At 36.5% G+C, this 24,010-nt stretch carries 21 protein-coding genes, 5 tRNA genes and 1 riboswitch; of the genes, 16 read left to right on the forward strand and 10 right to left on the reverse strand.

Annotated features, from left to right (window positions below):
* The first annotated feature begins 20 nt into the window (after nucleotides 1-20).
* Nucleotides 21-97 (forward strand) — tRNA-Pro (locus I6760_RS04755).
* An 83-nt stretch (nucleotides 98-180) separates the two neighbouring features.
* Here the strand turns inward: I6760_RS04755 and I6760_RS04760 are convergent.
* A complete protein-coding gene (locus tag I6760_RS04760; RefSeq protein ID WP_196593322.1) occupies nucleotides 181-969 on the reverse strand; it encodes an HAD-IIB family hydrolase in 789 nt (262 codons plus the stop codon).
* A gap of 10 nt (nucleotides 970-979) precedes the next feature.
* Nucleotides 980-2,239, reverse strand: coding sequence for a diaminopimelate decarboxylase family protein (locus I6760_RS04765; RefSeq protein ID WP_196593323.1), 1,260 nt, complete (start codon nucleotides 2,237-2,239; stop codon nucleotides 980-982).
* A gap of 269 nt (nucleotides 2,240-2,508) precedes the next feature.
* Between I6760_RS04765 and I6760_RS04770 the strand changes: the two genes are divergently transcribed.
* The 10 genes from I6760_RS04770 (at nucleotide 2,509) to I6760_RS04815 (ending at nucleotide 8,590) form a co-directional block, all read left to right on the forward strand.
* Nucleotides 2,509-3,720, forward strand: a complete 1,212-nt coding sequence (locus I6760_RS04770) for an LCP family protein (RefSeq protein WP_196593324.1) — start codon at nucleotides 2,509-2,511, stop codon at nucleotides 3,718-3,720.
* 95 nt (nucleotides 3,721-3,815) lie between these two features.
* Nucleotides 3,816-3,890 (forward strand) — tRNA-Glu (locus I6760_RS04775).
* 6 nt (nucleotides 3,891-3,896) lie between these two features.
* A tRNA-Val gene (locus I6760_RS04780) sits at nucleotides 3,897-3,972 on the forward strand.
* A gap of 6 nt (nucleotides 3,973-3,978) precedes the next feature.
* Nucleotides 3,979-4,055: transfer RNA gene (locus I6760_RS04785), tRNA-Asp, on the forward strand.
* A 47-nt stretch (nucleotides 4,056-4,102) separates the two neighbouring features.
* Nucleotides 4,103-4,178: transfer RNA gene (locus I6760_RS04790), tRNA-Phe, on the forward strand.
* A 136-nt stretch (nucleotides 4,179-4,314) separates the two neighbouring features.
* Nucleotides 4,315-5,607, forward strand: a complete 1,293-nt coding sequence (gene purB / locus I6760_RS04795; RefSeq protein WP_196593325.1) for an adenylosuccinate lyase — start codon at nucleotides 4,315-4,317, stop codon at nucleotides 5,605-5,607.
* Nucleotides 5,608-5,666: 59 nt separating this feature from the next.
* Entirely contained in the window at nucleotides 5,667-6,953 is a 1,287-nt protein-coding gene (locus I6760_RS04800) for an adenylosuccinate synthase (protein ID WP_196593326.1), read from the forward strand.
* 126 nt (nucleotides 6,954-7,079) lie between these two features.
* Nucleotides 7,080-7,514, forward strand: coding sequence for a YcxB family protein (locus tag I6760_RS04805; RefSeq protein WP_196593327.1), 435 nt, complete (start codon nucleotides 7,080-7,082; stop codon nucleotides 7,512-7,514).
* A 39-nt stretch (nucleotides 7,515-7,553) separates the two neighbouring features.
* The gene (locus I6760_RS04810; RefSeq protein WP_196593328.1) at nucleotides 7,554-8,024 is read left to right on the forward strand and encodes a YcxB family protein; all 471 of its coding nucleotides are present in this window, start codon (nucleotides 7,554-7,556) and stop codon (nucleotides 8,022-8,024) included.
* A 17-nt stretch (nucleotides 8,025-8,041) separates the two neighbouring features.
* Nucleotides 8,042-8,590, forward strand: a complete 549-nt coding sequence (locus I6760_RS04815) for a beta-class carbonic anhydrase (protein ID WP_196593329.1) — start codon at nucleotides 8,042-8,044, stop codon at nucleotides 8,588-8,590.
* 198 nt (nucleotides 8,591-8,788) lie between these two features.
* On the opposite strand, the gene I6760_RS04820 is transcribed toward I6760_RS04815, so the two are convergent.
* From I6760_RS04820 to crcB, 5 genes are all read right to left on the reverse strand, one after another.
* Nucleotides 8,789-10,192 carry an FAD-binding oxidoreductase gene (locus I6760_RS04820; RefSeq protein ID WP_196593330.1) on the reverse strand — a complete coding sequence of 468 codons (1,404 nt, stop codon included), beginning with the start codon at nucleotides 10,190-10,192 and terminating at the stop codon, nucleotides 8,789-8,791.
* A complete protein-coding gene (locus I6760_RS04825) occupies nucleotides 10,189-11,385 on the reverse strand; it encodes an electron transfer flavoprotein subunit alpha (protein ID WP_196593331.1) in 1,197 nt (398 codons plus the stop codon). The genes I6760_RS04820 and I6760_RS04825 overlap by 4 nt, the downstream gene beginning before the upstream one ends.
* Nucleotides 11,386-11,399: 14 nt before the next feature.
* Entirely contained in the window at nucleotides 11,400-12,194 is a 795-nt protein-coding gene (locus I6760_RS04830) for an electron transfer flavoprotein subunit beta/FixA family protein (RefSeq protein WP_196593332.1), read from the reverse strand.
* The gene (locus I6760_RS04835) at nucleotides 12,151-12,312 is read right to left on the reverse strand and encodes a hypothetical protein (protein WP_196593333.1); all 162 of its coding nucleotides are present in this window, start codon (nucleotides 12,310-12,312) and stop codon (nucleotides 12,151-12,153) included. The genes I6760_RS04830 and I6760_RS04835 overlap by 44 nt, the downstream gene beginning before the upstream one ends.
* 509 nt (nucleotides 12,313-12,821) lie before the next feature.
* The gene (gene crcB, locus I6760_RS04840; RefSeq protein ID WP_231036096.1) at nucleotides 12,822-13,202 is read right to left on the reverse strand and encodes a fluoride efflux transporter CrcB; all 381 of its coding nucleotides are present in this window, start codon (nucleotides 13,200-13,202) and stop codon (nucleotides 12,822-12,824) included.
* Nucleotides 13,203-13,297: 95 nt separating this feature from the next.
* Nucleotides 13,298-13,361: riboswitch (Fluoride riboswitch) on the reverse strand.
* A 187-nt stretch (nucleotides 13,362-13,548) separates the two neighbouring features.
* Here crcB and I6760_RS04845 point away from each other — a divergent pair.
* From I6760_RS04845 to dnaB, 5 genes are all read left to right on the forward strand, one after another.
* Complete coding sequence (locus I6760_RS04845) at nucleotides 13,549-14,505, forward strand: YybS family protein (protein ID WP_196593334.1); 957 nt, start codon at nucleotides 13,549-13,551, stop codon at nucleotides 14,503-14,505.
* Nucleotides 14,506-14,528: 23 nt separating this feature from the next.
* On the forward strand, nucleotides 14,529-16,553 hold the full coding sequence (locus I6760_RS04850; protein WP_196593335.1) for a DHH family phosphoesterase: 2,025 nt from the start codon (nucleotides 14,529-14,531) through the stop codon (nucleotides 16,551-16,553).
* Nucleotides 16,513-16,959 (forward strand): 50S ribosomal protein L9, encoded by a 447-nt coding sequence (gene rplI, locus I6760_RS04855; RefSeq protein ID WP_196593336.1) that lies wholly within the window; start codon nucleotides 16,513-16,515, stop codon nucleotides 16,957-16,959. The genes I6760_RS04850 and rplI overlap by 41 nt, the downstream gene beginning before the upstream one ends.
* 262 nt (nucleotides 16,960-17,221) lie before the next feature.
* On the forward strand, nucleotides 17,222-19,138 hold the full coding sequence (lonC, locus tag I6760_RS04860; RefSeq protein WP_196594776.1) for a Lon family ATP-dependent protease: 1,917 nt from the start codon (nucleotides 17,222-17,224) through the stop codon (nucleotides 19,136-19,138).
* Nucleotides 19,139-19,165: 27 nt separating this feature from the next.
* On the forward strand, nucleotides 19,166-20,515 hold the full coding sequence (gene dnaB, locus I6760_RS04865; protein WP_196593337.1) for a replicative DNA helicase: 1,350 nt from the start codon (nucleotides 19,166-19,168) through the stop codon (nucleotides 20,513-20,515).
* A 75-nt stretch (nucleotides 20,516-20,590) separates the two neighbouring features.
* Here dnaB and ltrA read toward each other — a convergent pair whose 3' ends face one another.
* From ltrA to I6760_RS04880, 3 genes are all read right to left on the reverse strand, one after another.
* Nucleotides 20,591-21,973, reverse strand: coding sequence for a group II intron reverse transcriptase/maturase (gene ltrA, locus I6760_RS04870; RefSeq protein WP_231036083.1), 1,383 nt, complete (start codon nucleotides 21,971-21,973; stop codon nucleotides 20,591-20,593).
* 599 nt (nucleotides 21,974-22,572) lie between these two features.
* The gene (locus I6760_RS04875) at nucleotides 22,573-23,322 is read right to left on the reverse strand and encodes a DeoR/GlpR family DNA-binding transcription regulator (protein ID WP_196593338.1); all 750 of its coding nucleotides are present in this window, start codon (nucleotides 23,320-23,322) and stop codon (nucleotides 22,573-22,575) included.
* A 203-nt stretch (nucleotides 23,323-23,525) separates the two neighbouring features.
* Nucleotides 23,526-23,858: a PTS sugar transporter subunit IIB gene (locus I6760_RS04880; RefSeq protein WP_196593339.1), complete on the reverse strand. Its 333-nt coding sequence runs from the start codon at nucleotides 23,856-23,858 to the stop codon at nucleotides 23,526-23,528.
* Between the last annotated feature and the right edge of the window lie 152 nt (nucleotides 23,859-24,010).

The raw sequence follows: 24,010 nt of genomic DNA on the forward strand, positions 1-24,010 counted from the left end.
ATTGTATAATATCATTCGTTCGGGGCATGGCTCAGTTTGGTAGAGCACCTGGCTTGGGACCAGGGGGTCGCAGGTTCGAATCCTGCTGCTCCGACCAATAAAAAGTAAAAATTAACCATCAGCATAAATACTGATGGTTTTTTTATATTCAAAAAAATTTTCTTTATCAAATTCTCTAGCTTAAAAATTGTCATTCAACATATCCGCAATATTATCATATGTTTTAACTGCATATCTTTTTATCGCTTCATCTGCAGTATTAACTGTAAATCCAGCAAATTTTTTAATCATTGGCAAATCATTGATCCCGTCCCCAATTGTTAATATTTTATTTTTTTGCCAGTTATTTACCGTTAAAACAGTCTCCAATCCAGCCGATTTATTGATATTATCCCTCACAATATCAACAGCAGTCACATTACAATATGCCATCACACCTGCATTTAAATTATTTATCTGTTTTGCTGCTATCGCTGCTTCTGCAGCACTATCATATTGCAAACTTATTTGGCATATTCCTTTCAAACATTCTGCCGTAAAAAAATCTATCTGCGTAATAAACTGTGCCAAGTCACGTATAACACTAAACCATGATGTTTCAGATTGAATACATACATAAGTAGCATAAGGCGTAAAGCAGGCAATATGCCTGCTCTGCTGAAAAATTGGCAGTAACATAATATTCCTGCTGATAATATTATCAATAGGATTTTGTTCTACTATATTGCTGTTTTTACCATAAACTACTGCACCTGTCAGACAAACTGCAAAATCTAATTGTAAATCATAACTATCTGTATCTTTTAACAGCATTTGGTAATTTCTACCAGTTACAATACCAAACCTATGTCCAGCTTTCTGCCATTTGGTAATTGCCTCTATGTCGCTTTTAGCAATCCCCGCTTTAGAGGGAAAATGTTTTGGCGGAAAAAACAATGTACAGTCAAAATCACTAGCTGCCACTTTCATATTTTATCACCTACATTATACTCCCTGAAAATCCAGTCAATGTTGCAAAATAATCCGTCATCGTTTCTGCACGGCGTATAAGCTCTACTTCTCCATCTTCCCGCAACAGTAATTCAGCACTGCGTAGTTTCCCATTATAATTAAAGCCCATAGAATGTCCATGTGCTCCTGTATCAAAAATCACTACTCTGTCACCAATCTGTATTTCTGGCAAATTGCGATTAATAGCAAATTTATCACAGTTTTCACATAATGAACCTGTTATATCATAAATTTTCGTGCAAGGTTTATCTTCCTTCCCTACTACCACAATATGATGGTAAGCTCCATACATTCCGGGACGCATTAAATTAGCCATTGAAGCATCTAGCCCTATATAATCCTTATATGTTTTCTTTTCATGCAGAACAGTTGCTACCAGATAGCCATAAGGTCCAGTTATTGCCCTGCCGGATTCAAAAGCTATTTCTGTACTATCCAAACCAGCCGGCACCAATATTTCTTTATATACTCTTTCGATCCCCTGTCCCACAGCCTCAAGGTTAACTTCATGTTCTTCTGGACGATAGGGAATGCCAATGCCTCCGCCCAAATTAATAAATTCCAGCGATATTCCCAGCTGATTTTTCAAGTCTACCGCAAGTTTAAACATCATTTTGGCTGTAGCAACAAATGCATTGTCATTAAGTTCATTGGATATAACCATTGTATGAAGGCCAAAACGTCCAACACCCTTTTGCTGCATAATTTTATAAGCTTTAAATAATTGTTTACGCGTCAATCCATATTTGGCTTCTTCTGGTTTCCCAATTATGTCATTTCCTCCAACTATTGAGCCAGGATTGTAACGAAACGACATTATCTTGGGCAGACCAGCATTTTGTTCTAAATATTCAATATGAGAAATATCATCAAGATTTATTATAGCTCCTAACTCAATTGCCTTTTGAAATTCATCTGCCGGTGTATCATTTGATGTAAGCATTATACGCTCTCCTGTTATTCCTGCTTTTTCTGAAAGGATCAATTCCGGCAGTGAACTACAATCAGCCCCAGCCCCTTCTTCCCGAAGAATTTGTAAAATACGCGGATTCGGCAAAGCCTTAACTGCATAATATTCGCGAAATCCCGGAGCCCATGCAAAAGCTTTAAATAGACGTCGCATATTCAGGCGAATAGCTTTTTCATCATATATATGAAAAGGCGTCGGATATTTCTCTATAATTTTTTCAAGCTGCTGTTGTGATACTGGAAAAACTTTTTTTGACATAAAACCATTCTCCCTAAAATAATATTTTCAATTTAATAATATATAATAATATGTTAACAATTATACCATTGGCCAAAAAAGCATGTCAATTTAGTATATATCATATATATCACAAAAATATTTATGTCATATTTTCTTTGTACCAAATAGTTTTTTACTAAAAGAGAAATTTATCCTTTCAATTAAATTTTACTACATAAAAACATTGCGTTAAATTAAAACAGAATTTATAATAAAAGACAATTGTATATAAGTGTTCTGGTAAAATTATGGATATTGGAGTATTAAACATGCAAAAAAAGAAAAAAACATATCTGCCGATAATAATTTTATTATTAGTATTCTTAGTAGCTGCCGGCTGTGGTGCAATATTTGCTGGTTTTCTCAATACGGACCATAAGACTGACAAAGAAAAAGGTATGCTCGTTGCTGCTGACAAAGCTACTGTCATGATAATGGGGGTAGATTCCCGTCATGATGATGTTGGCAGAAGTGATACCCTGATGGTAGCCACAATCGACCCAAAGAAAAATCAGGCAGCCCTTTTATCAATTCCCCGTGATACACGTGTTAAAATCAAAAATCATGGCTGGGATAAAATAAATGCCGCTTATGCTTATGGCGGACATAATTTGACTCGTGATACAGTGGAACAATTCTTAGGTGTTCCCATGGATCATTACGTTGTAATAAATATGGAAGCTTTTGAAAAAATCATTGATGATATCGGTGGCGTTGATATCGATGTAGAAAAACGTATGTACTATAATGATCCCTGGGATGATAACGGCGGTCTTCACATTAACTTCCAACCAGGAATGCAACATATGGATGGAAAAACTGCTATTGAATATGTACGTTATCGTGATTCAGAAGGAGATATAGGACGGATAAAAAGACAGCAAAAATTTATGAAGGCTGTAATGGATAAAGTTTTATCGCCTGCAATTATTCCCCGTATTCCAGCAATAGTAGCAGAAGTATTCCATGCCGTAAAAACAGACATGTCCATACGACAGTTATTAGCTTTCCTAGGTTCACTAAAGGAAGCACAAAACAATGGTTTAAAAACAGCCATGATTCCTGGTACTCCTATGTACATTAATGGAATAAGTTATTGGATACCTGATATCAAAAAATTGCGCTATGCTTTAGCAGATACTCTCGATATAAATATGACCCCTGCCATGCTTTCCTCTATGGAAAACACAGCTTTAGAATACAAAACTTCTATCCCGGCAACAGCCAAAGAACTTCCTAGAAAAAATAATGAAATAGGCCACATAGAAGATACTTCCCACAACACAAAAAAATATATCAATAAAAACAGTTCTATCGATAACAAAAAATCACTTGATAAAAATTCTCTCCATAAAACTTCAAATGAATTTAAAGAACCTTCTGGCGCAGATAGTACACCATCACAAGGAAATAATGCTAGTGTTCCTGTACGCGGGAATCAGGCAATTGGAAAAAATTGATTTTATTATAAAAAAGTCTTGCATATTATATTTAACTATGATAGAATATTTATTGCTCGTGACTGATAAATATTTGTCACGCTGTCAATTGATATGGCGCCTTCGTCAAGCGGTTAAGACACCGCCCTTTCACGGCGGGTTCATGGGTTCGAATCCCATAGGCGTCACCATAGTATGGGCGATTAGCTCAGCTGGGAGAGCGCTTGCCTTACAAGCAAGATGTCAGCAGTTCGATCCTGTTATCGCCCACCATATTTCGGCCCGGTAGTTTAGTTGGTTAGAATGCCGCCCTGTCACGGCGGAGGTCATGGGTTCAAATCCCATTCGGGTCGCCATTTTGTTTACAATAACATGGATTTCCATGTTATTTTTTTATCATTATGCCTCGGTAGCTCAGTCGGTAGAGCAGGGGACTGAAAATCCCCGTGTCAGTGGTTCGATTCCGCTCTGAGGCACCATTTATAAATATTTTTTTGCTTTTTACACATAAATTATGAACTCAGTTTTAAATTGACATGACAGCTTGTCAATGCTATTATATACGGGGGTAAATGAGCCCCCGTATATTTTTTTGTCTTAGGAGGACACCACCAGATGATTGAACGTTATACAAATCCTGAAATGGGTAATATATGGACATTACAACATGAATTCCAAGTCATGCTTGATGTAGAAATAGCTGCATGTGAAGCCATGGCTGAACTTGGACAGATTCCCAAAGAAGCTGCCAAAAATATTCGTGCTAAAGCAAAGTTTGATCTGCCCCGCGTCAAGGAAATTGAAAAAGTTACTAATCATGACATTATTGCTTTTCTGACTAATGTTGCTGAATATGTCGGTGATGATTCTAAATATATTCATAAAGGTCTCACTTCAAGTGATGTAAAAGATACAGCACTTGGTATTATGATGAAAAAATCAGCTGATATAATTATCGAAGATATCAAAAAATTACGTCAAGTTTTACTACGCCGTGCTGATGAACATCGGCATACACCGTGCATCGGCCGTACACATGGTATCCACGCAGAACCAATGACACTTGGTCTAAAATTTGCCCTGTGGTATTCAGAACTAGGTCGTGACTTAAAGCGTATTGAAAATGCCCGTAAAAATATAGCTGTCGGCAAATTATCCGGTGCAGTCGGAACGTACTCCAACATTGACCCGCGCATTGAGGAAATTGTCTGCAAAAAGTTGGGACTTACTCCTGTTCCCCTTGCTACCCAAGTTGTTCAGCGTGATCGTCATGCTGAATATATGACAATGCTCGCTATCACTGCCAGCTCTCTGGAAAGATTTGCCACTGAAATACGTAATTGGCAAAGAACTGATATTCGCGAAGCAGAAGAATATTTTAGTCCAGGTCAAAAAGGTTCCTCAGCTATGCCGCACAAACGTAATCCTATAACCTGTGAAAGAATTTCGGGACTCGCCCGCATTGTCCGTGGCAATGCTTTGGCATCTATGGAAGATATTACACTTTGGCACGAACGTGATATTTCTCATTCTTCTGTTGAACGAGTAATTTTACCAGATAGCACAATAACAGTAGATTATTGCTTACGTAAATTCACTAATATTGTTGATAAACTGCTTATTTACCCTGATGCGATGATGGCTAATATGAACAAAACCGGTGGTCTCATTTATAGTCAGCGTATCATGCTTACTATCGTAAATAAAGGGGTATTACGTGAAGATGCTTATAAATGGGTACAGCGAAACGCTATGAAACGCTGGATGGCAGGCGAAGACTTCCGTACAAATATAGAAAAAGACCCTGATATTACCAAGTATTTATCCAAAGAAGAAATTGACAACTGCTTCGATTATAAATGGTTTTTACGCCATGTTGATATGATACTAAGTCGTTTTGGCATCTAAACATAATTATAAAATAAAAGCATTGACAGCTCCGACTGTCATAGAAAGAAGGATACTACATGTCAACAGTTGTTGTTACAGGAACCCAATGGGGCGATGAGGGAAAAGGTAAAATAGTTGATTATCTTGCTGAACAATCAGATATAGTAGTCCGCTATCAAGGTGGTAGTAACGCCGGGCACACCGTAAGTGTCGATGGCAAGGAATTTAAACTGCGCCTTATGCCTTCTGGCATTTTATATAAAGGGAAAAAATGCGTTATCGGTGATGGTGTAGTTTTTGATCCAGAAGTTTTATTAAATGAAATAGCTTCATTAAAAAAAGAAGGGATTGAAACTGCCGATTATCTTATCTCTAACCGTGCTCAGGTTGTTATGCCTTATCACCGCCTGATGGATGGGCTAGAAGAAGACAATCGTGGTAATTCAAAAATTGGTACAACTAAACGCGGTATTGGTCCATGCTATATGGATCGTGACCGTCGTATTGGCATTAGAATGTGTGATTTAATTGACAATGAACTATTTGCTGATAAATTAAAAACCATACTTGATATAAAAAACCACGAACTTGAAGTACTCTATAACCAACCACCTTTAAACTATAAGAAAATTCTAGAAGAATATTCCGTTTATGCTGAAAAACTTCGTCCATTTGTAATTGATACACCATCTTATCTCAATAAGGCCATCAAAAATAATAAAAAGATCCTTTTTGAAGGAGCTCAAGCTACTATGCTTGACATTGACTATGGTACATATCCCTATGTCACTGCTTCTCACCCGATTGCTGGCGGCGTATGCGTCGGAGCAGGAATCGGCCCAAGAAACATAGATACTACTGTAGGTGTAGTAAAAGCATATTGTACCCGTGTTGGTGAAGGTCCTTTTCCTACTGAACAGCTAAATGATATAGGCAACCAAATACGAAATGTAGGCCATGAATTTGGCACTGTTACTGGCAGACCACGTCGTACTGGCTGGCTTGATGGCTGTGTGGTTAAATATGCTGGTTATTTAGGCAGTTTAGACTATCTTGCAATAACCCGTCTTGATATATTGGATCACTTTGATGAAATAAAAATGTGTGTTGCTTACAAATATAATGATAAAATAATTGATGAAATGCCTGCTAATTTACGTATTTTTGGCAAAGTGACACCTGTATATGAAACATTCAAGGGCTGGAATTCGGATACTACAAATATCAGAAAATATGAGGACCTCCCAGAACAGGCAAAAACATATTTAAAACGACTCTCCGAAATAGCTGAAGTAAAAATTGGTTTTGTTTCCGTCGGTCCAAACCGTAACCAGACCATCGTATGTGCAAAAAATATATTTTAAGGATAATAAAAAACGGCATTGCATAAATACAGCAATGTCGTTTTTTAACAAAAAATCATGAATACAACTCACTTTGCTTCCAAAACCACCTTAACTCAGACTCTCTGCATTGATACGGCAAAATATATGATATGGCATAATCCGATATTTATATTATTCCTATTTATCGGTCTGCTGCTTATTTTGACCTTCCCTGGATATATTCTTGATGGATACCCTCTTTATGACGCCTTTCGCACAGCCATCGGTTTTATCCCTGGAATTGCCCTGACAATAATAATAATATCTGCACCATACTTAATAGGCAGAAAAATCCACAAAAAAACCAATCCTATAATACAAATTATATTCAACGATGACTATATGATCATAAACAACTCGCACAAAATAACTAAAGTTTCTTACCATAATTTAAAAAAAATTAGGGAAAACAAAAAATATTTTTTTCTCACAACTACAGAAACAGGAAACTCTATAATTTATACCATAGACAAAAACTCATTTACAGTAGGAACTGCCCTAAATTTTTCTGTTTTTCTAAAAAATAAACTAACATTCTAACAATAACTCTTATTTTTTATAGTCAGGATTTGATACTTAATGAATGAAAAATTTATTACGGAAACTCATTTCACTAAAAAGCTTTGCCACGATTTTGTCAATTATATTAATCTGCATCGACAAATATGGCTGTACATTATTATTTTAGTAATCATAAGCTTATTAGAATACAAAAACAGCCATTCTATAGAACGTGTATTAATGTTTATCGGTGCAATGATTATAATGTATTTTATCTCTAGTTTCGCAAGTACGTTTATTCTCTTAAAACGTAATGGCAAATTTTTAAAACTGCATTTTTACGAACATAATATGTTTGTTGAAACAGAAAAAAAGCGAGAAAAAATTTCCTATGATACTATACAAAAAATTGTCGAACAGGATAAATATTTTTACTTGTTTTTCACTCAAAATAGAGGTGCATTTATAGTCGAAAAAGCTGGATTTTCTAAGGGCAATATGAATAAATTTTCTGACTTTATAAAAAATCATCTATCGCAAAAACATTAATAAAGGGGTATAAAATAATGGATATCATAAAAAAAGTTATGTCTGCAAATGATAAATTTATAAAAAATAATAACCCTATTCCCTTTGACAAACTACCCAAATGGCATGTTGCTATCGTCACCTGTATGGATACACGTCTTGTTAATTTTTTGGAGCCTGCTATGGGAATATCACGTGGTGACGTAAAAATGATCAAAACTGCCGGCAATGTGGTAAGCGGTGGTTTAAACGATGTTATAAAAAGTCTTATGGTATGCGTTTATGAGCTTGGTGTAAAGGAAATTCTGGTTGTTGGCCACTGCCACTGCGGCATGGAAAAGACAACTTCTTCTAGTTTATCCGAAAAAATGAAAATCGCCCATATAACTCCTGCTTTTATAAAAAAAATTATCCCCCTATTAAAAAACTGGGCTGATAATTTTCAGCAGCCACAACAAAATGTAATTGATTCTGTTAATAATATAAAAAACTCCCCTTATCTGCCAGGTAATATTATAGTACACGGTTTTATTATAGACCCAGATACAGGAAAATTGGAACTACTCACAAACAACAATCAAGGTTAGTTTAAACTAATGCTAACCAAGTATTTAAAAGATTTCCTGTAGAATAACAGGAGACTGCTACATAAATAACATTGCCATTATAAATGCAACGATTACCCTTATCATTCCTTTTTTTAAGGAATGATAAGGGTAATCGCATTTTGCATATTTATGAATAAAAATACTTACATACAACAGTCTCTTGCTATTTTATTTATATCAGTCTTGACAAACTTTATGTGGATTTAATATATTCTGAGGATCAAAAACCTTCTTTATGCCTTGCATAAGGTCAACTGCCTTACTGTTCATAGATTCTTTTAAATATGCTTTTTTTGCATAGCCGATTCCATGTTCTCCAGATACATTACCCTTTAATGCACGAGCTTTTGTATATAATTTTTCCATAGTCATATTTAATACTTTCTGCCATTGCTCATCAGATAATTCATCTTTCAAAATATATGCATGCAGATTACCATCACCAGCATGTCCAAAACATTTTATTCTTATGCCCATTTCATTCTGCAATTCATGAATATATTCAACGAAAGTATTAACCAAACTACGCGGAACAACAACATCAACTTCGTCCATCATTGTTGTAGAACTTTTTATTGCTTCAAGGAATGCTCCACGAGCCTTCCATATTGCTTCAGCTCTCTCATCTGTATCCGCTATTAATAAATCTATAGCGCCTTCATCAAGACAAATCTGTGCTACCTTATCATAATACGATGCTATCTCTTCCATAGTATTGCCGTCAAATTTAAGCAGTAAATATGCATCAGCCTGATTATCTGGGAATTTACGGCCTAAATATTCTTCAGCATCCATAATTACTTCGCGTTCCATAAATTCAATAGCAGTTGGTACAGCTTTAGATTTTATTATTGGGGGAACAGCACCAATAGCCTGTGCCAATGTAGGAAAGGGAACCAGTAAACTAACATTTTTTTTCGGCAGAGGCAATAACTTTAAAATGGCCTTTGTAATTACGGCCAGAGTACCTTCTGATCCTATAACCATATCTTTAAGGTCATAGCCTGAGCTGTCCTTAACAGTCTTTCCTCCCAAAGTCATAACCGTTCCATCTGCCAGAACTACTTCCAATCCTCTAACAAAATCACGTGTAACACCAAATTTAACAGCACGCATACCACCTGCGTTGGTACTTATATTACCGCCTATTGTCGCCGATTTTTCACCTGGATCCGGTGCATATAGATATCCTTTTTTTTCAACATAATCAGCTAGTTCCATCAAAAGCACACCTGGTTCAACTGTAAGCGTAAGATTCTGATCATCCAATTCTAAAAAATGATTCATCAAGGTCGTGTCAAGCATTATACCTTGTTCTACCGCAACTGCTGCCCCAACAAGTCCCGTACCTGCACCACGCGGTGTAACTGGGATATTATTTGTATTAGCATATTTAAGCAGCTTTGATATTTCTTCAGTAGATACTGCCTTGACTACAATATCAGGATAATACTGTCCGGCGCTCAATTCGTCATGACTGTATTCCTCATTTACTTCATCTTTCCATAAAATACGATCTCTACTGACAAATTCTGCTATATTTTTTAAATCATTTTCATCTATCTTCTTATAGGGTTTCATAATATAGTCCCCCCCATTTTTATTTTATTTATAAGTTCTGGCACAACTTCGTATATATCACCGGTTATAGCATAGTTTGCTGTTTTAAATATTGATGCTTTAGGATCAATATTTATCGCAAAAATATTTTCTGCATGATTCATCCCGGCAACAAATTGAATTGCTCCTGATACACCGCATGTTATTATAAGTTTTGGTCTCACAGTACGACCGCTTAAACCTACCTGACGTTTCGGATCCATCCAGCCAATTTCTACCAAGGGACGTGTTGACGCAACTTCACCGCCTAAAAGATTTGCCAATTCTTCCAACATTTTTATATCATCTTTTTTCTTTATCCCTCTGCCAGCAACTACAAGGACATCTGCATTATCAATAGTCTTTTCCTTGGGTTTTTTTGTCACTCCCAAAACTTCTATATGACTGGATAGTTTCTTATCATCAACATCCAGTTTTTCTATTTTGCCCCATGCATTGTCAACACGTTCAGGTGCATCCATTACCTTATAGCGCACTGTGGCCATTTGAGGACGTGTGTTAGGTGTCATTATTTCTGCCATAATATTACCGCCAAAAGCCGGTCTTATTTGTACTAAATCTGTACTTTCTTTTATATCAAGTATCGTACAATCCGCCGTAAGCCCCGTATTAAATCGAGCAGCCACACGCGGTGCCAGCTGACGTCCTACAGGAGTTGCTCCTACTAGAATAGCTGCTGGTTTTACTGAATTAATAAATTGTTCAAACACACTAGTATACGATTCAATTTTAAAAAATTCCAATTGTTTTTTATCACATACATATACTTTGTCAGCACCATAATGCAATAGTTCATCAGCTGCATGCTCGATATTATAACCTATAAACAGCGCATATACAGGCTGTTTAATCTTAGCTGCCAATTCACGCGCCTTACCAAGTAATTCATATGTTACAGGGTGAATCACCCCATCAACATGATCTACATAGACTGTGATGCCGCGCCATTTACTCTTATCTATCGCTGGTTGCACCTGATCTTCAACGTATTCTACAACACCCTTTGGTCCTTTTTTTTCACATAAACGACACATGCGGCAGGCTGCCGTAATAACAACTTCTCCATCTTTTTCCTGCATAGCATTAAAAGGACATATTTTTATAAACTGTTTGGCATCTTCTATTTTTTCTTGATGTATAACAAGTTTAGCCATAATTTTATACCTCTTTACCCTGCAATAAATTTCTTATTTTTTAATGTTTCATATATTTTTACTGATAATTCTTCCGATGTTCCCGTCCAGTGTTCCTGTACTTTATCACTAACTGGAGGAAAGATACGCTGTACATGTGTAGGCGAACCAGATAAACCATATTTATTTTCATCTTGTTCTTCCATATCACTAAAGGTAAAAATATCTATATCATTTTTTTCTGTTTGTTTCTTTCTCCGATAGGAAGGTAGTCTTGGCTGATAAATGTCTTTTTGTACTGTCAGCAAACAAGGAAAATATACTTTTACTCTTTCAATATCCTGTGGCATATCCATATCAACGATTATATTATCATCTGCTACTTTTTCTATTTTTTTTACATTGCAAATACTCGGAATATTCAGTAATTCTGCTGTTTCTGGTCCTACCTGCGCCGTATCTCCATCAGTTGTCTGCAAACCACACAAAATAATATCAAATTTACCAAATTTTTTTATTCCCTGCGACAGCGTCCGGCTAGTTGCCAAAACATCAGCTCCGCCAAATTTACGATCTGTTATTAATGCGCCCTTATCTGCACCCATAGAAAATGCTTCATAAATGACCGCTTTAGCTTGTGGCGGACCCATGGTAATTACGCTAACTGTTCCACCATATTTTTCTTTTATCCGCAGCCCTGTTTCCAACGCATAAAGATCATACGGATTCATTTTGCTGTCAGTACCATTTCTTTTCAATACACCTGTTTTCTCATCTACTTCAACTTTATTCGTACCTGGAACTTGCTTTATACACACCAGTATTTTCATCTTTGTTTCTCCCCAATAAAATAATTTTTATTTTACCTGATGAATAAGCAGCTTTTTTAGCCAACATCTCCATGAAAGATGTAACTTTTTCTGCTAATCTTTTTAACCTGCGAATCAATTGGCATCATTCCCCATAATTAAAACTGGGTAATTCTGGAATAACAACAACTCATGTCTGCCAAAAACAGATCATACTTGTTCTATCCCTAAAGGATAATGCCTTATCCTTATTGTATCTGTCCAGTTTCAATTGCTTATGCAAATTTACCAGACACACCTTATATTCCCTCTGGAACTTTACGGTGTTTTTAGTAAATATCATAGATACTTACTAATAAATTTATCGCTCGCGACATATTTTTCCTTACACCGCAATTGTAACAAATTAGTAAAAAATTGTAAATATAGTGAAATATTTAACTAAAAAAACTATTTATTATGGAAGGTTTTACACAAAAAAACGCAGTAAAAATAGTCTATAGCTCTTATTTTTACTGCGTTTTTTTAAGTTTTTTATAAAATAATTTATTTTCTTTAATTACTGAATCAATATCCTTTTACTTTAACAAAAAATATAATTTTTATCTGTATCCATAAATATTTATTCCGCTATTTTCTTCGCTATATCTAAATGAATCTTATCAAGAATATCCCCAATAGCGCCGCTGAAAAACCGCCTATTGTATTAACAGCCACATTAAATAATGCACCTGTCAAATTTCCTATTCTTACCAATGTTAACGTATCATAACTAAATGATGAAAATGTAGTTAATCCTCCTAAAAAACCTACTGTTAAAAGCAGACTTATATATGGTGAAATCCCCAACGTCCTCTCATTTAACACAGTTGATATCATGCCAATTAAAAAACAGCCTAAAATATTTACCGTCATTGTTCCATAGGGAAACAGCGTTCCGTATTTTTGTGCTAATATAGTGGAAATATAAAATCTCGCACCTCCACCAAAAGCACAGCCTAACATTACACATGAAATTTTAGTCAGCATATAATTAAATTCCTTTGCTTTTTATTTATTAATGAAAATTTATTCTGCTATTTTTTTAATAACAACAAAAAAACTCCAGCTTTGAAAAAACATCATCCAAAACAGGAGTCATCACTGCAAAATGCAGATTTAACGGCGAACCCCATCACCATCATGATAGATTGAATTATACTATGCACTTAAAATCACGTCAAGTTATATGTAATATAATTAACTTTTATTTAACATAAAAATCACCCATATTACATTGTTTTGCATAAGTTTAAAAAGTATATTATAATAAATATTTGAATACATATTTTTATTTGATTTAAATATTTTATATTTTACCCGAGAGGACCAACTAATGGTAAATAATTCTACCCGACCACTTATCGAAGGCGCCATGCTTACGGCAATAACTGTAATTATGGCTATAACGGGAACAGCACTGCCGATGTTTTTTTTCTTATTATATATTCTTCCTATTCCCATAAGCATAAATATTTTCCGCCATGGACTACGCTGGGGATTTATTTCTATTGTTGTTTCCAGCTTGATTACGGGAAGTTTATTTGGCTTTTTTCCTGCACTGTCCGTTCTTATAACAACATCCTTTACCAGTCCAGCACTTGGTATTGGTTTCCGCCACTTTTCACCTATAAAAAATCTTTTAATTGCAACAGCAACATCAATTATTTCTGTTGGCATACTGCTGAGTGCCAGTTCTCTGATAATGGACATCAATATATTCAGCAGTCTCGAAGCAACATTAACTACAGCTACTCAAACATCTATTAAAATGTACCAGGCCATGGGATTATCACCAGCTGACATACAAATACAAACACAGCAAATACAAAATATCGTAAAGCTCATAATGCTTTCACTACCAGCCGGGATCATTTTATTTGCCATATTTATCACTTTAATAAACTTTCTCTTAACACATCGTCTTTTAAAAAGAATTGATGCTACTGAATTACCCGGATTACCCCCCTTTGCCGAATGGCGTATGCCCATAATATTTTTATTTCTATTCGGTTTTTCTCTCGTAGGTATGTATTGGGGCAGTACACGCCATATAAATTTATTATATAATATCTCGTTTAATTTAAATTATTTTTCTTCTATGTTTTGTCGTGTGCAAGGTTTATCTCTTTTATATTGCGGACTGCAGCATTTTAAGCTTGCTACTGTCCCCAAAATTATGATAATTATCCTTGTTATATTTACTCCTTTTATGGAAATTATAATGTATGCGGGTTTATTTGATATGATTTTTGATTATAGAACTCGTTTTGCTAATTCTAAAAAGGACTAGTAATTTAAGTAAGGAGTGTAATTATGCCGCGCAAATTATCTTCATGGATAGACATTTGCATTACGTTGATTATTATTGCAGGCTTACTGCTGACTCTTTTGTGCTATAATATCTATTTAGCTGTTGCCGGATTACTGTTACTCATATGCCTGCTGCTATTTTTACGTGAACGCAATCAAGATAGACAAAAAGCTCTATCTGATTATTATCAAAATGTAATAAAAAATGTCAATGAGTTGTCAAATCTGGCTTTAGAGCAGCTTCCTCAGGTAATTCTTATTATTGATCATGACAGCCGCTTAGAATGGCATAATAATGAACTTGTCAAGTGGCTTGGTAAAGAACCTGAACTTGGTACTGTAATCCATGAATTCTGGCCCGAACTTAATTTAGAGCCCTTCTGGGGACAAACAGGTGAAACAATTTTCAGTAATAACAATAGATTTTATCTGCTTAAATATCGGCCAGTATCAACAAATACTGATTTAAACGGACTCATGGCTCTTTATATAGTTGATGTTACGCAGCATGAGCAATTTAAGCGCTATACTGCTGCCCATATGATGTTGTTTGGCTATATACAAATAGATAATTATGATGATGCTATGCAAGGATTAAGCGATGCCCAAAGAACATCTATATTATTTGAGGCCAACAGCATTCTTGATAAATGGGCTCAATCACTTAATGCTTTTCTCCGCCGTCTTGATGACGATCTGTACATCATTATGCTTGAACATTACACTTTAGAATTGGCAATGACTGACAAATTTGATGTACTTGATAAAATACGCAATATGCGTGGTCCCAACAAATTCCCTATTACTCTAAGTATAAGTCTGGTTGAGGCACGTGAAAAAATGACCATGGAAGAACTTGGCGCGCTCGCCCAGTCAAATCTTGACCTAGTATTGGGCCGCGGTGGTGATCAGGTAGCAGTTAATATAAACGGCAAAGTAAAATTTTTTGGTGGAAAAACCAAAGCTATAGAAAAACATACCCGCGTAAAATCTCGTGTAGTTGCCCATGCCATAAGTGAAATCATTGATAAATCTGATATCGTATTTGTCATGGGGCATCACAACGAGGATTTCGACAGTCTTGGTGCCGCTATCGGTGTTGCGGCTATGGCTAAATTCATGAAAAAGGAAGTCCATATTATATTAAGTGATATGAATGAAGGCATCGATAAATTTGCTGAGCTGGTTAAAGACAGCCCTGAATATACCGGCTTGTTCATTACAGAAGATGAAGCAATGAATATGACAGCCATTAATCCTTCATTGTTTGTTGTTGATACACATATACCACATCTTGTCGCCGGACCACAGCTGCTGGATTATATAAAAAACACCGTCGTAATAGACCATCATCGCCGCTCAGAACATGTAATAGAAAATTCTCTTTTAATTTACATCGAGCCAGCCTCTTCTTCAACCAGTGAACTAGTTACAGAATTACTGATGTACTTTAATGATGATCCCATTATTTCCCGTATTGATGCCACTGCGCTATACGCCGGTATTATTGTGGATACAAAAAATTTCAATGTGCAAACAGGCGTCCGTACTTTTGATGCAGTCGCCTATCTGCGCCGTAATGGCGCAGATCCACAGTTAGTCAACCAGTTATTCAGAACAGATTATACAACTAATTTAGTCAAAGCTAAAGCCATATCAACCTCTACATTCTTTGAAGGTGGCCTATTAACTGCCGTATGCCCTAGCGAAGCGTCAAACATACAAATCCTTTCAGCACAAATAGCTGATTACCTTTTAAGTATTGATCAAGCGCGCATGAGTTTAGTTTTTTTTCATTTAGAACCAAATACAGTGGGAATATGTGCCAGATCGTTAGGCGAGCTCAATGTACAAGTCTTAATGGAAGCATTTGGCGGCGGCGGACATTTAAATGTCGCCGGTGCACAAATAAAAAATGGCAACCTTGAGGAAATAAAGAACAAAGCGGTAGAATTGGCAAAAAATATAATAAGAGAGGCTGATAATAATGAAAGTAATTCTCGGACAGGATCTGAAAAAAGTAGGTAAAAAAGGAGACATTGTCGATGTTTCAGAAGGTTACGCACGTAATTTTCTTTTACCTAAAAATATTGCCATCGAAGCTAACAATAATAATATAAATGTTGCTAAAGCAAAAAAAGGTTCCCAGCAAAGAAAACAACAACAGGCAGTCGATGAAGCCCGCTTAATGGCTGCGCAGCTAAAAAAAGTTGAAGTAAGTATTATTGTTCGCGTGGGCGAGGGCGGTAAATTATTTGGTTCAGTTACAGGAAAAGATATTGCCGATGCCCTAAAAAAAGATTTTAACATTGATATCGACAAACGAAAAATAGATTTAAAAAATGATATAAAAAGCATTGGTGATTACGAAGCCGTTATAAAAATTCATCCTAAAATAACCGCCAAAATAGCAGTTCATATTATTGCCGAATGATAATCTCGCTTACAAGATATCCGCTGTCAATTGATGAAAGCGGATATTTTTATCTGCTTAAAACTATTTTTTTCCATAGCTTTGTTTAAAATTACTACCTAATAAACATACAGCCATACAGTAAATTTATTTATTGCTCCTTAATGGCGCATGGTATATTATAAAGCTAATCACCATATTGCAAACTATATAATATTTTCGTAAAGGAATTAATATGTCAATAAAAAGTTTTTTACAAAAATACTTTCCTGGCAAAAATAATATGATTTTTGCTAGTAAGGATAATACAAATTCAGCAGCGGTACAACCGCTGTTAAATCACCTAGAAAAAGATGTTGATGCTGTTTATAATATTTTAGTCGATATTATTGGCTCCGAAAAGCTTGTCCTGAAAGCTGGTAAACTTGATGCTATTAAGCTCTTGCAATCCAAAAACCATAATGAACGAGTTCTAGCACTACAAAAAATAGTCTATGAAGATCCCACTTTAGATGCCATTCCGTCTGACAAGGAAATACCTTCTATTTTGACTTCTATAACTGAAAGAATTGCCGATATAATTGCTAGACGTAATATGGAAGAAAAAATTGAAAAACGCATTACCGAAAAAATTGAAGAAAACCATCAGGATTATGTAGAAGACATACGCATGCAGATACTGAAAGAAGAACAACCAGAAGAAGATTCTCCACAAGAGAAATCCAGACTAGAAAAGCTGGAAAAGCTAGAAAAAATAAACCTCACACAATCAGTAATGGAACTCCTGCGTCCTCAAGCACTTGATGAAATCATTGGTCAGGAACGTGCTGTACATGCTTTAAAAGCAAAACTATCATCTCCCTATCCACAGCACCTTATTTTATATGGACCTCCAGGAGTAGGTAAAACCACAGCAGCACGGCTCGTACTAAACGCCGCCTGTCAAGAAAAACATTCTCCCTTTAAAAAAGATGCCCCATTTATTGAAACAGATGGCACTACTCTGCGCTGGGACCCCCGCGACATGACCAATCCTCTTATGGGCTCTGTACATGACCCTATATATCAAGGAGCCCGGCGTGATCTTGCCGAAAGTGGTATTCCAGAACCAAAGCCCGGACTTGTAACCGATGCTCATGGGGGTATATTGTTCATTGATGAAATAGGCGAAATGGATGAAATGCTGCAAAATAAATTATTAAAAGTGCTGGAAGATAAACGTGCTTATTTTGAATCTGCTTACTATGATCCATCTGATCCTGCTGTTCCCAAGTATGTGCGTAAATTATTTGATGAGGGAGCCCCAGCAGATTTTGTTCTTATAGGAGCCACTACTCGGGATGCCATGCATATTAATCCGGCACTAAGATCACGCTGCGCCGAAATCTATTTTGAACCGCTTACACCAAAACACATCGAAACCATAGTAAAAAACGCCGCTAAAAAATTAAATGTTAATTTAGCTGACAATGTTTCACAAGTGATAAGTAAATACACTATTGAAGGCAGGAAAGCTATTAACATTCTTGCTGATGCTTATAGTCTTGCCTTGCAAAAATCTTCTGATGACAGCAATTTAACCATTACTTTAGCTGATATTTATGAAGTAGCCCAAGTCAGCCGACTTTCCCCCTTTATAATCAAAAAATCTTCTGACATTCCTCAGACAGGAAAAATATTTGGCCTTGGTGTTGCCGGATTTATTGGATCCGTCATTGAAATCGAAGCAATTGCTTTTGCTGCATCAAAAAAGGGACATGGCACAGTGCGATTCAACGATACAGCTGGCAGTATGGCTAAAGATTCTGTTTTTAATGCCGCGGCCGTCGTCCGTAAAATAACAGGAAAAGATATCCATGATTATGATATCCATATTAATGTCATCGGCGGAGGAAATATCGATGGCCCATCTGCCGGAACAGCTATAATGACAGCATTACTTTCTGCCATCACCGGGGAAAAAATACGCCAAGATACCGCCGTGACTGGTGAAATTTCAATTCAAGGCAATGTACGTCCGGTTGGCGGAGTATTTGAAAAAGCATATGGTGCAAGACAAGCCGGCATATTACGTTTAATAATTCCTAAGGAAAATGAAAAAGATATTCCTAAAGATCTTTTAGGTTTAAAAATATTTACAATAGAAACTGCCGAAGAAGCATTACAGCAATTACTTGTTAAAGACTCACCCATACAATAATATTCATGCACAAAGGAGGTAGAATCATTGAACGACCGAGTTCCCCCGCAAAACATTGAAGCCGAACAATCCGTACTAGGTGCTATGCTTATTTCACGCGATGCTATTGCTGAAGCTGCCCAGGTTTTACTTGATACCGACTTTTATCGTGAAGCCCACCGTATAACTTTTGCAACCATGCTGGAAATATTTAATCGTAATGAGCCAGTGGACCTTATAACCGTCACTGAACAATTACGCAAATCCAATCAATTGGAAAAAGTAGGCGGTATTACTTTTTTAACAGCTTTAGCTAACAGTATTCCAACAGCAGCCAATATTTCTTACCATGCAAAGATTGTCAAAGAAAAATCTCAGCTGCGTTCTTTGATAAACACAGCAACAACTATTGCCGCCATGGGTTACGAAGATGATGAAGATGTTGATACTGTTCTTGATAAATCAGAAAAAATGATACTGGATGTAGCTACTAACCGCACCGTAGGAGATTTCATTCCCATAAAAACAATTTTATTAGATACCTTCAGTAAAATCGAACAAATGCATGAAGCTAAAGGTGGTATAACTGGTCTTTCCACAGGATTCAAAGACCTTGATAAATTAACTTCTGGTTTTCAAGCTTCCGATCTTATACTTGTCGCAGCCAGACCAAGTATGGGAAAAACAGCTTTTACATTGAATATTGCTACCCATGCCGCTGTCAGAAAAAAAGAATCAGTTGCTTTTTTTTCCTTAGAAATGTCCAAAGAACAATTGGTTCAGCGCATGCTTTGTTCGGAAGGTGCCATTGATTCACAGCGCATGCGTACCGGAGGATTACTGGACGATGACTGGCAACGGCTGATCAGTGCTGCCGACCGGTTATCATCAGCTCCCATTTTTATCGATGATACTCCTGGTATAACCATTATGGAACTACGTTCTAAAGCACGCCGTCTGAAATTAGAAAAGGGCTTATCCTTAATAATAATCGACTATTTACAACTTATGCAAGGACGTAATGCCGGCAAAAGTGATAACCGCCAGCAGGAAATCTCCGAAATATCGCGCTCTTTAAAAGCACTGGCCCGTGAATTAAATGTTCCAGTAATCGCATTATCACAGTTAAGCCGCAGTGTTGAATCACGCCAAGTAAAAAAACCTATGCTCAGCGATTTACGTGAATCTGGTTCCCTCGAACAAGATGCTGATATTGTTATGTTTTTATATCGTGAAGACTACTATGATCCAGATACCGAAAATAAAAATATTACTGATGTTATTATTGCCAAACACCGTAATGGTCCGGTTGATACAATTCAGCTATACTTTCAAAAAGAATTTACCCGGTTTGGTAATCTGGCACGGGAACAAGCTCCACCACCGGTAATCGAGTAGGAGGTCACTCATTAATTGAATGACCGACCTCTCACACCACCGTACTTACTGTTCAGTATACGGCGGTTCAATAATTTAACGTGAATGAAACATCTCATATTTCTTGGCTATATTCATATAACCAAGCGACTCAAGATATTTATCTGTTAGTGTTTTGCCTAATATTGGACTGTTTGCGATGCGCCAGTACCCCAGTCTTGTATTGGCATACTCCCACGCCTTGCCTTTGTACAATCCTAATCGATTCAGATTTTTAAATCTCGCGGAAATTTTCTTCCACTGTTTCCACAGATACATTCTCAATCTACGCCTAATCCACTGGTTTAAATCTTGTATTCTGCTGCGCATATCGCTTATGGAAAAGTAATTAAGCCAGCCTATTGTATAATTTTTTAATTCAAGCAAGATGCTTTCTATTGACCGGCCGCGACTGCGGCCGGTTATTTCTTTCACCTTTTGCTTGAATTTCCAGATTACATTTTGGTGTGGCCTGATTCCTATTTTCCCTACTACTTTGTGCAGAGAAAATCCTAAAAACTTTTCCCGCAATGGGCTGCCTATTTTACTTTTCTTCCGGTTGACTTTTAGTTTCAGTTTTCCTTCAAGATAGTTTATACAGCTCTCCATTACACGTTTTGCCGCTCTTGGCGTTTTTACATAGATGTTACAGTCATCGGCGTATCTTACAAATTTATGTCCCCTGCTTTCTAGCAGTTTGTCAAATTTTGTAAGATAGATGTTAGACAGTAATGGTGACAGGTTTCCTCCCTGCGGCGTTCCTGCCATTGTCGGGCTTATTATTCCGCCTTCCATTACTCCGCTCTTTAAATATTTTCGGATGAGTGCTATTGCGCGCTCATCCTGTATTTCTTCTCGGAGCATGTTTATGAGCATGTCATGATTTACCGTGTCAAAGTACTGTGCAAGGTCAAGGTCCACTATTTTAGTGTATCCTTCTTTATAATAGGCTTCCGCCTGTTTTATGGCCAGGTGCGCACTCTTTCCCGGTCTGAATCCATAACTGTTGTCTGAGAATGTCTGTTCGAAAATTGGCTGTAGTACCTGCATTATTGCTTGTTGTATTACTCTGTCCAGTACTGTTGGTATGCCAAGCTTTCTTTTCCCTCCGTCTAGCTTAGGTATTTCTACCCGCCGTACCGGCTGTGGTTTATATTTCCCGTTCTTTAGCGATTCAAGGAATTCTTCCTTATGTTCTTTTAACCATCCGTACATTTCGTCAACTTTCATGCCATCTACTCCGGCTGCGCCTTTCTTTCGCTTTACCCTGAGATAGGCTTCATTGAGATTTGCCGGACTTAGGATTATTTCTAACAGGTTCACACGGTTCTTTGTTGCAGTTCCCAGCGATGTCATGCTCTGCGCTCCCTTGCTACTATCTGTTTCCAACATACCCTTACAAGGGCAGTCCATTTTATTGGTTTTCTGCTTTCTTTGCATGACTTCTCCTCCCTCTGCCCAAGAACGCTATTATTGTTCGGTCCTTCCTGGATTTCTTCCAGTACTATGACCTCAGCTGACTTCTCACGATAAATCTTATTTCAACCATGTTTCAATTTTATTTCTGCATGTCCGCGAGACCTCCCCGGGTAAGAACGCAGTCTTTCTCTCCATCCATCTGCCACATTTACAGGATTGGCCTCGAATAGTTTTGGGCTTTGGTTTGTCTAGCAACCTTACCCGGTTACTCCTGCCTTATATGTGATTTCTGTTCGTCAGACCAGAGATTTGCCGCTGGCTTCCTTTAGATTCCACCTCGCGATGGACACCCTTGCCTTAAGCTATGTGCTTGGCACTATTAACCTGCACTCGGGACTTTCACCCGTTAGACTGCGCCCATGCCGGGCACACTAGAAAAAAGGCTTTTCTTTTAAAAGAAAAGCCTTTTTGTTTTTAATAATAATAAGTTTTGAAAAAAACAAAAATTTCTTTTTCAAAACTTATTGACAAAAAACACTTATGTAATTAAAATTAATAATCGCAAGGACTTATTATCTTACTTATCCCTTAACTTCTTTGGTTAAGGGTTTTTTCTTTACCTAATAAGCAATAGTGACATCAATATGATTTTTTTCTAAGAGTTTTTTAATATCATCTGTAATCTTATTATCAGTAATAATTTTATCCACTTCTGAAAATCTAAACTGCAATACGACTCCTTGTTTTTGAAATTTACTGGAATCGGTTAATATTATGACCTGACGTGCTGATTCAGCCATATTATGCACAGATTCCATCCGCATCATTTCACCACTGGTAAAACCAACTTTAGGAATAAATCCATCTGTTCCAATAAACAACTTATCAACAAAAAATTCACTGGCATACTTTTTTAACAGAGGCCCTACCATAGCTTGAGTTTCTTTTTGATACTCTCCGCCAAGCAGTATTATTCTTACATTTCCCTTATCTCTTATATACGCTGCAATAAAAGCTGAATTAGTAATAATTGTAACATCTTTTTTCGTTTCAGCTATTTGTTCGGCAAGCAGTGTACAGCTAGACCCTGACTCGATCATTATAGTTTCCCCGTCTGCAACCAGTTCTGCCGCTTTTACTGCTATTTTCATTTTGCTCTCATATCGTACTGCCAATTTATTATTTACATCATCTGCCTTGCGGCACAACGCATATCCATGTTCCCTGTCCAGAAGTCCCCGCTCCGCTAAAATATCCAAATCCTTGCGAATAGTAACCTGAGATACATTGAGCATTTCCGATAAACGATTGACTTCAATCTTTTTATACTCATTTACTAAATCAAGAATCCTCGCATGTCTATCATTCATAAAAACCCCTCCTTTTACAAGTATAACATACGTATATTTCGTATGCAAAACCAATAATATATTTTTACATTATATTTATTTTAAATAAAGTTTTTAATTAATTGTTTTCCTAAAAAAGGCTGCTTTCCTATTATTATGAATTTTTATAATAATAGGAAAGCAGCCTTTTAAATTAATAATCATTACCAATTATTTGAACATTTTTAACTTAAGCATTGTATATTACTATTATTTATATCTGCTGCCCTGCTCAATATATCTGCTGCATCCTCCTCGATAGCCTTAGTAACTGTACGGAAAATGGTCATTCCCTTGAATCGTTCTATATCATTTATCGGTGAATCGCCTGTCATAATTATGATTTTGCTGTTAGCAATATCCTCTTTCGTCAATTTATTATAAGTCATCACTTCCTCTTGAATTTCAATCTTCAACTGCAACTTTCTTAATTCTGCTGCTTTTGAAAGCGATTTTATTGCTCTGTATAATTCCAGTTCATTCTCTGCATTTGCCATAACCGCCGCAATAGTACCCATAATATCACCTTTTCTTTATTTTCAAATGTAATTTTTCTATTTACGAATGATTATATAATATATGATATAGTATATAGCATATATTGTCAATAATTGATTGTTTTTTTTCAAGAAAAACAAAAGTATAATATTGACCAAAAATTTCTCATACC

Origin of the sequence: Pectinatus sottacetonis (assembly GCF_015732155.1) — a bacterium.
Classification (GTDB): Bacteria; Bacillota; Negativicutes; order Selenomonadales; family Selenomonadaceae; genus Pectinatus; species Pectinatus sottacetonis.

Bases quoted from the DNA above. Each gene is read 5' to 3' on its own strand.
- I6760_RS04760 (WP_196593322.1), bottom strand. From the start codon at position 969: ATGAAAGTGGCAGCTAGTGATTTTGACTGTACATTGTTTTTTCCGCCA.
- I6760_RS04765 (WP_196593323.1), bottom strand. From the start codon at position 2,239: ATGTCAAAAAAAGTTTTTCCAGTATCACAACAGCAGCTTGAAAAAATT.
- I6760_RS04770 (WP_196593324.1), top strand. From the start codon at position 2,509: ATGGATATTGGAGTATTAAACATGCAAAAAAAGAAAAAAACATATCTG.
- purB (WP_196593325.1), top strand. From the start codon at position 4,315: ATGATTGAACGTTATACAAATCCTGAAATGGGTAATATATGGACATTA.
- I6760_RS04800 (WP_196593326.1), top strand. From the start codon at position 5,667: ATGTCAACAGTTGTTGTTACAGGAACCCAATGGGGCGATGAGGGAAAA.
- I6760_RS04805 (WP_196593327.1), top strand. From the start codon at position 7,080: ATGATATGGCATAATCCGATATTTATATTATTCCTATTTATCGGTCTG.
- I6760_RS04810 (WP_196593328.1), top strand. From the start codon at position 7,554: ATGAATGAAAAATTTATTACGGAAACTCATTTCACTAAAAAGCTTTGC.
- I6760_RS04815 (WP_196593329.1), top strand. From the start codon at position 8,042: ATGGATATCATAAAAAAAGTTATGTCTGCAAATGATAAATTTATAAAA.
- I6760_RS04820 (WP_196593330.1), bottom strand. From the start codon at position 10,192: ATGAAACCCTATAAGAAGATAGATGAAAATGATTTAAAAAATATAGCA.
- I6760_RS04825 (WP_196593331.1), bottom strand. From the start codon at position 11,385: ATGGCTAAACTTGTTATACATCAAGAAAAAATAGAAGATGCCAAACAG.
- I6760_RS04830 (WP_196593332.1), bottom strand. From the start codon at position 12,194: ATGAAAATACTGGTGTGTATAAAGCAAGTTCCAGGTACGAATAAAGTT.
- crcB (WP_231036096.1), bottom strand. From the start codon at position 13,202: ATGCTGACTAAAATTTCATGTGTAATGTTAGGCTGTGCTTTTGGTGGA.
- I6760_RS04845 (WP_196593334.1), top strand. From the start codon at position 13,549: ATGGTAAATAATTCTACCCGACCACTTATCGAAGGCGCCATGCTTACG.
- I6760_RS04850 (WP_196593335.1), top strand. From the start codon at position 14,529: ATGCCGCGCAAATTATCTTCATGGATAGACATTTGCATTACGTTGATT.
- rplI (WP_196593336.1), top strand. From the start codon at position 16,513: ATGAAAGTAATTCTCGGACAGGATCTGAAAAAAGTAGGTAAAAAAGGA.
- lonC (WP_196594776.1), top strand. From the start codon at position 17,222: ATGATTTTTGCTAGTAAGGATAATACAAATTCAGCAGCGGTACAACCG.
- ltrA (WP_231036083.1), bottom strand. From the start codon at position 21,973: ATGCAAAGAAAGCAGAAAACCAATAAAATGGACTGCCCTTGTAAGGGT.
- I6760_RS04875 (WP_196593338.1), bottom strand. From the start codon at position 23,322: ATGAATGATAGACATGCGAGGATTCTTGATTTAGTAAATGAGTATAAA.
- I6760_RS04880 (WP_196593339.1), bottom strand. From the start codon at position 23,858: ATGGGTACTATTGCGGCGGTTATGGCAAATGCAGAGAATGAACTGGAA.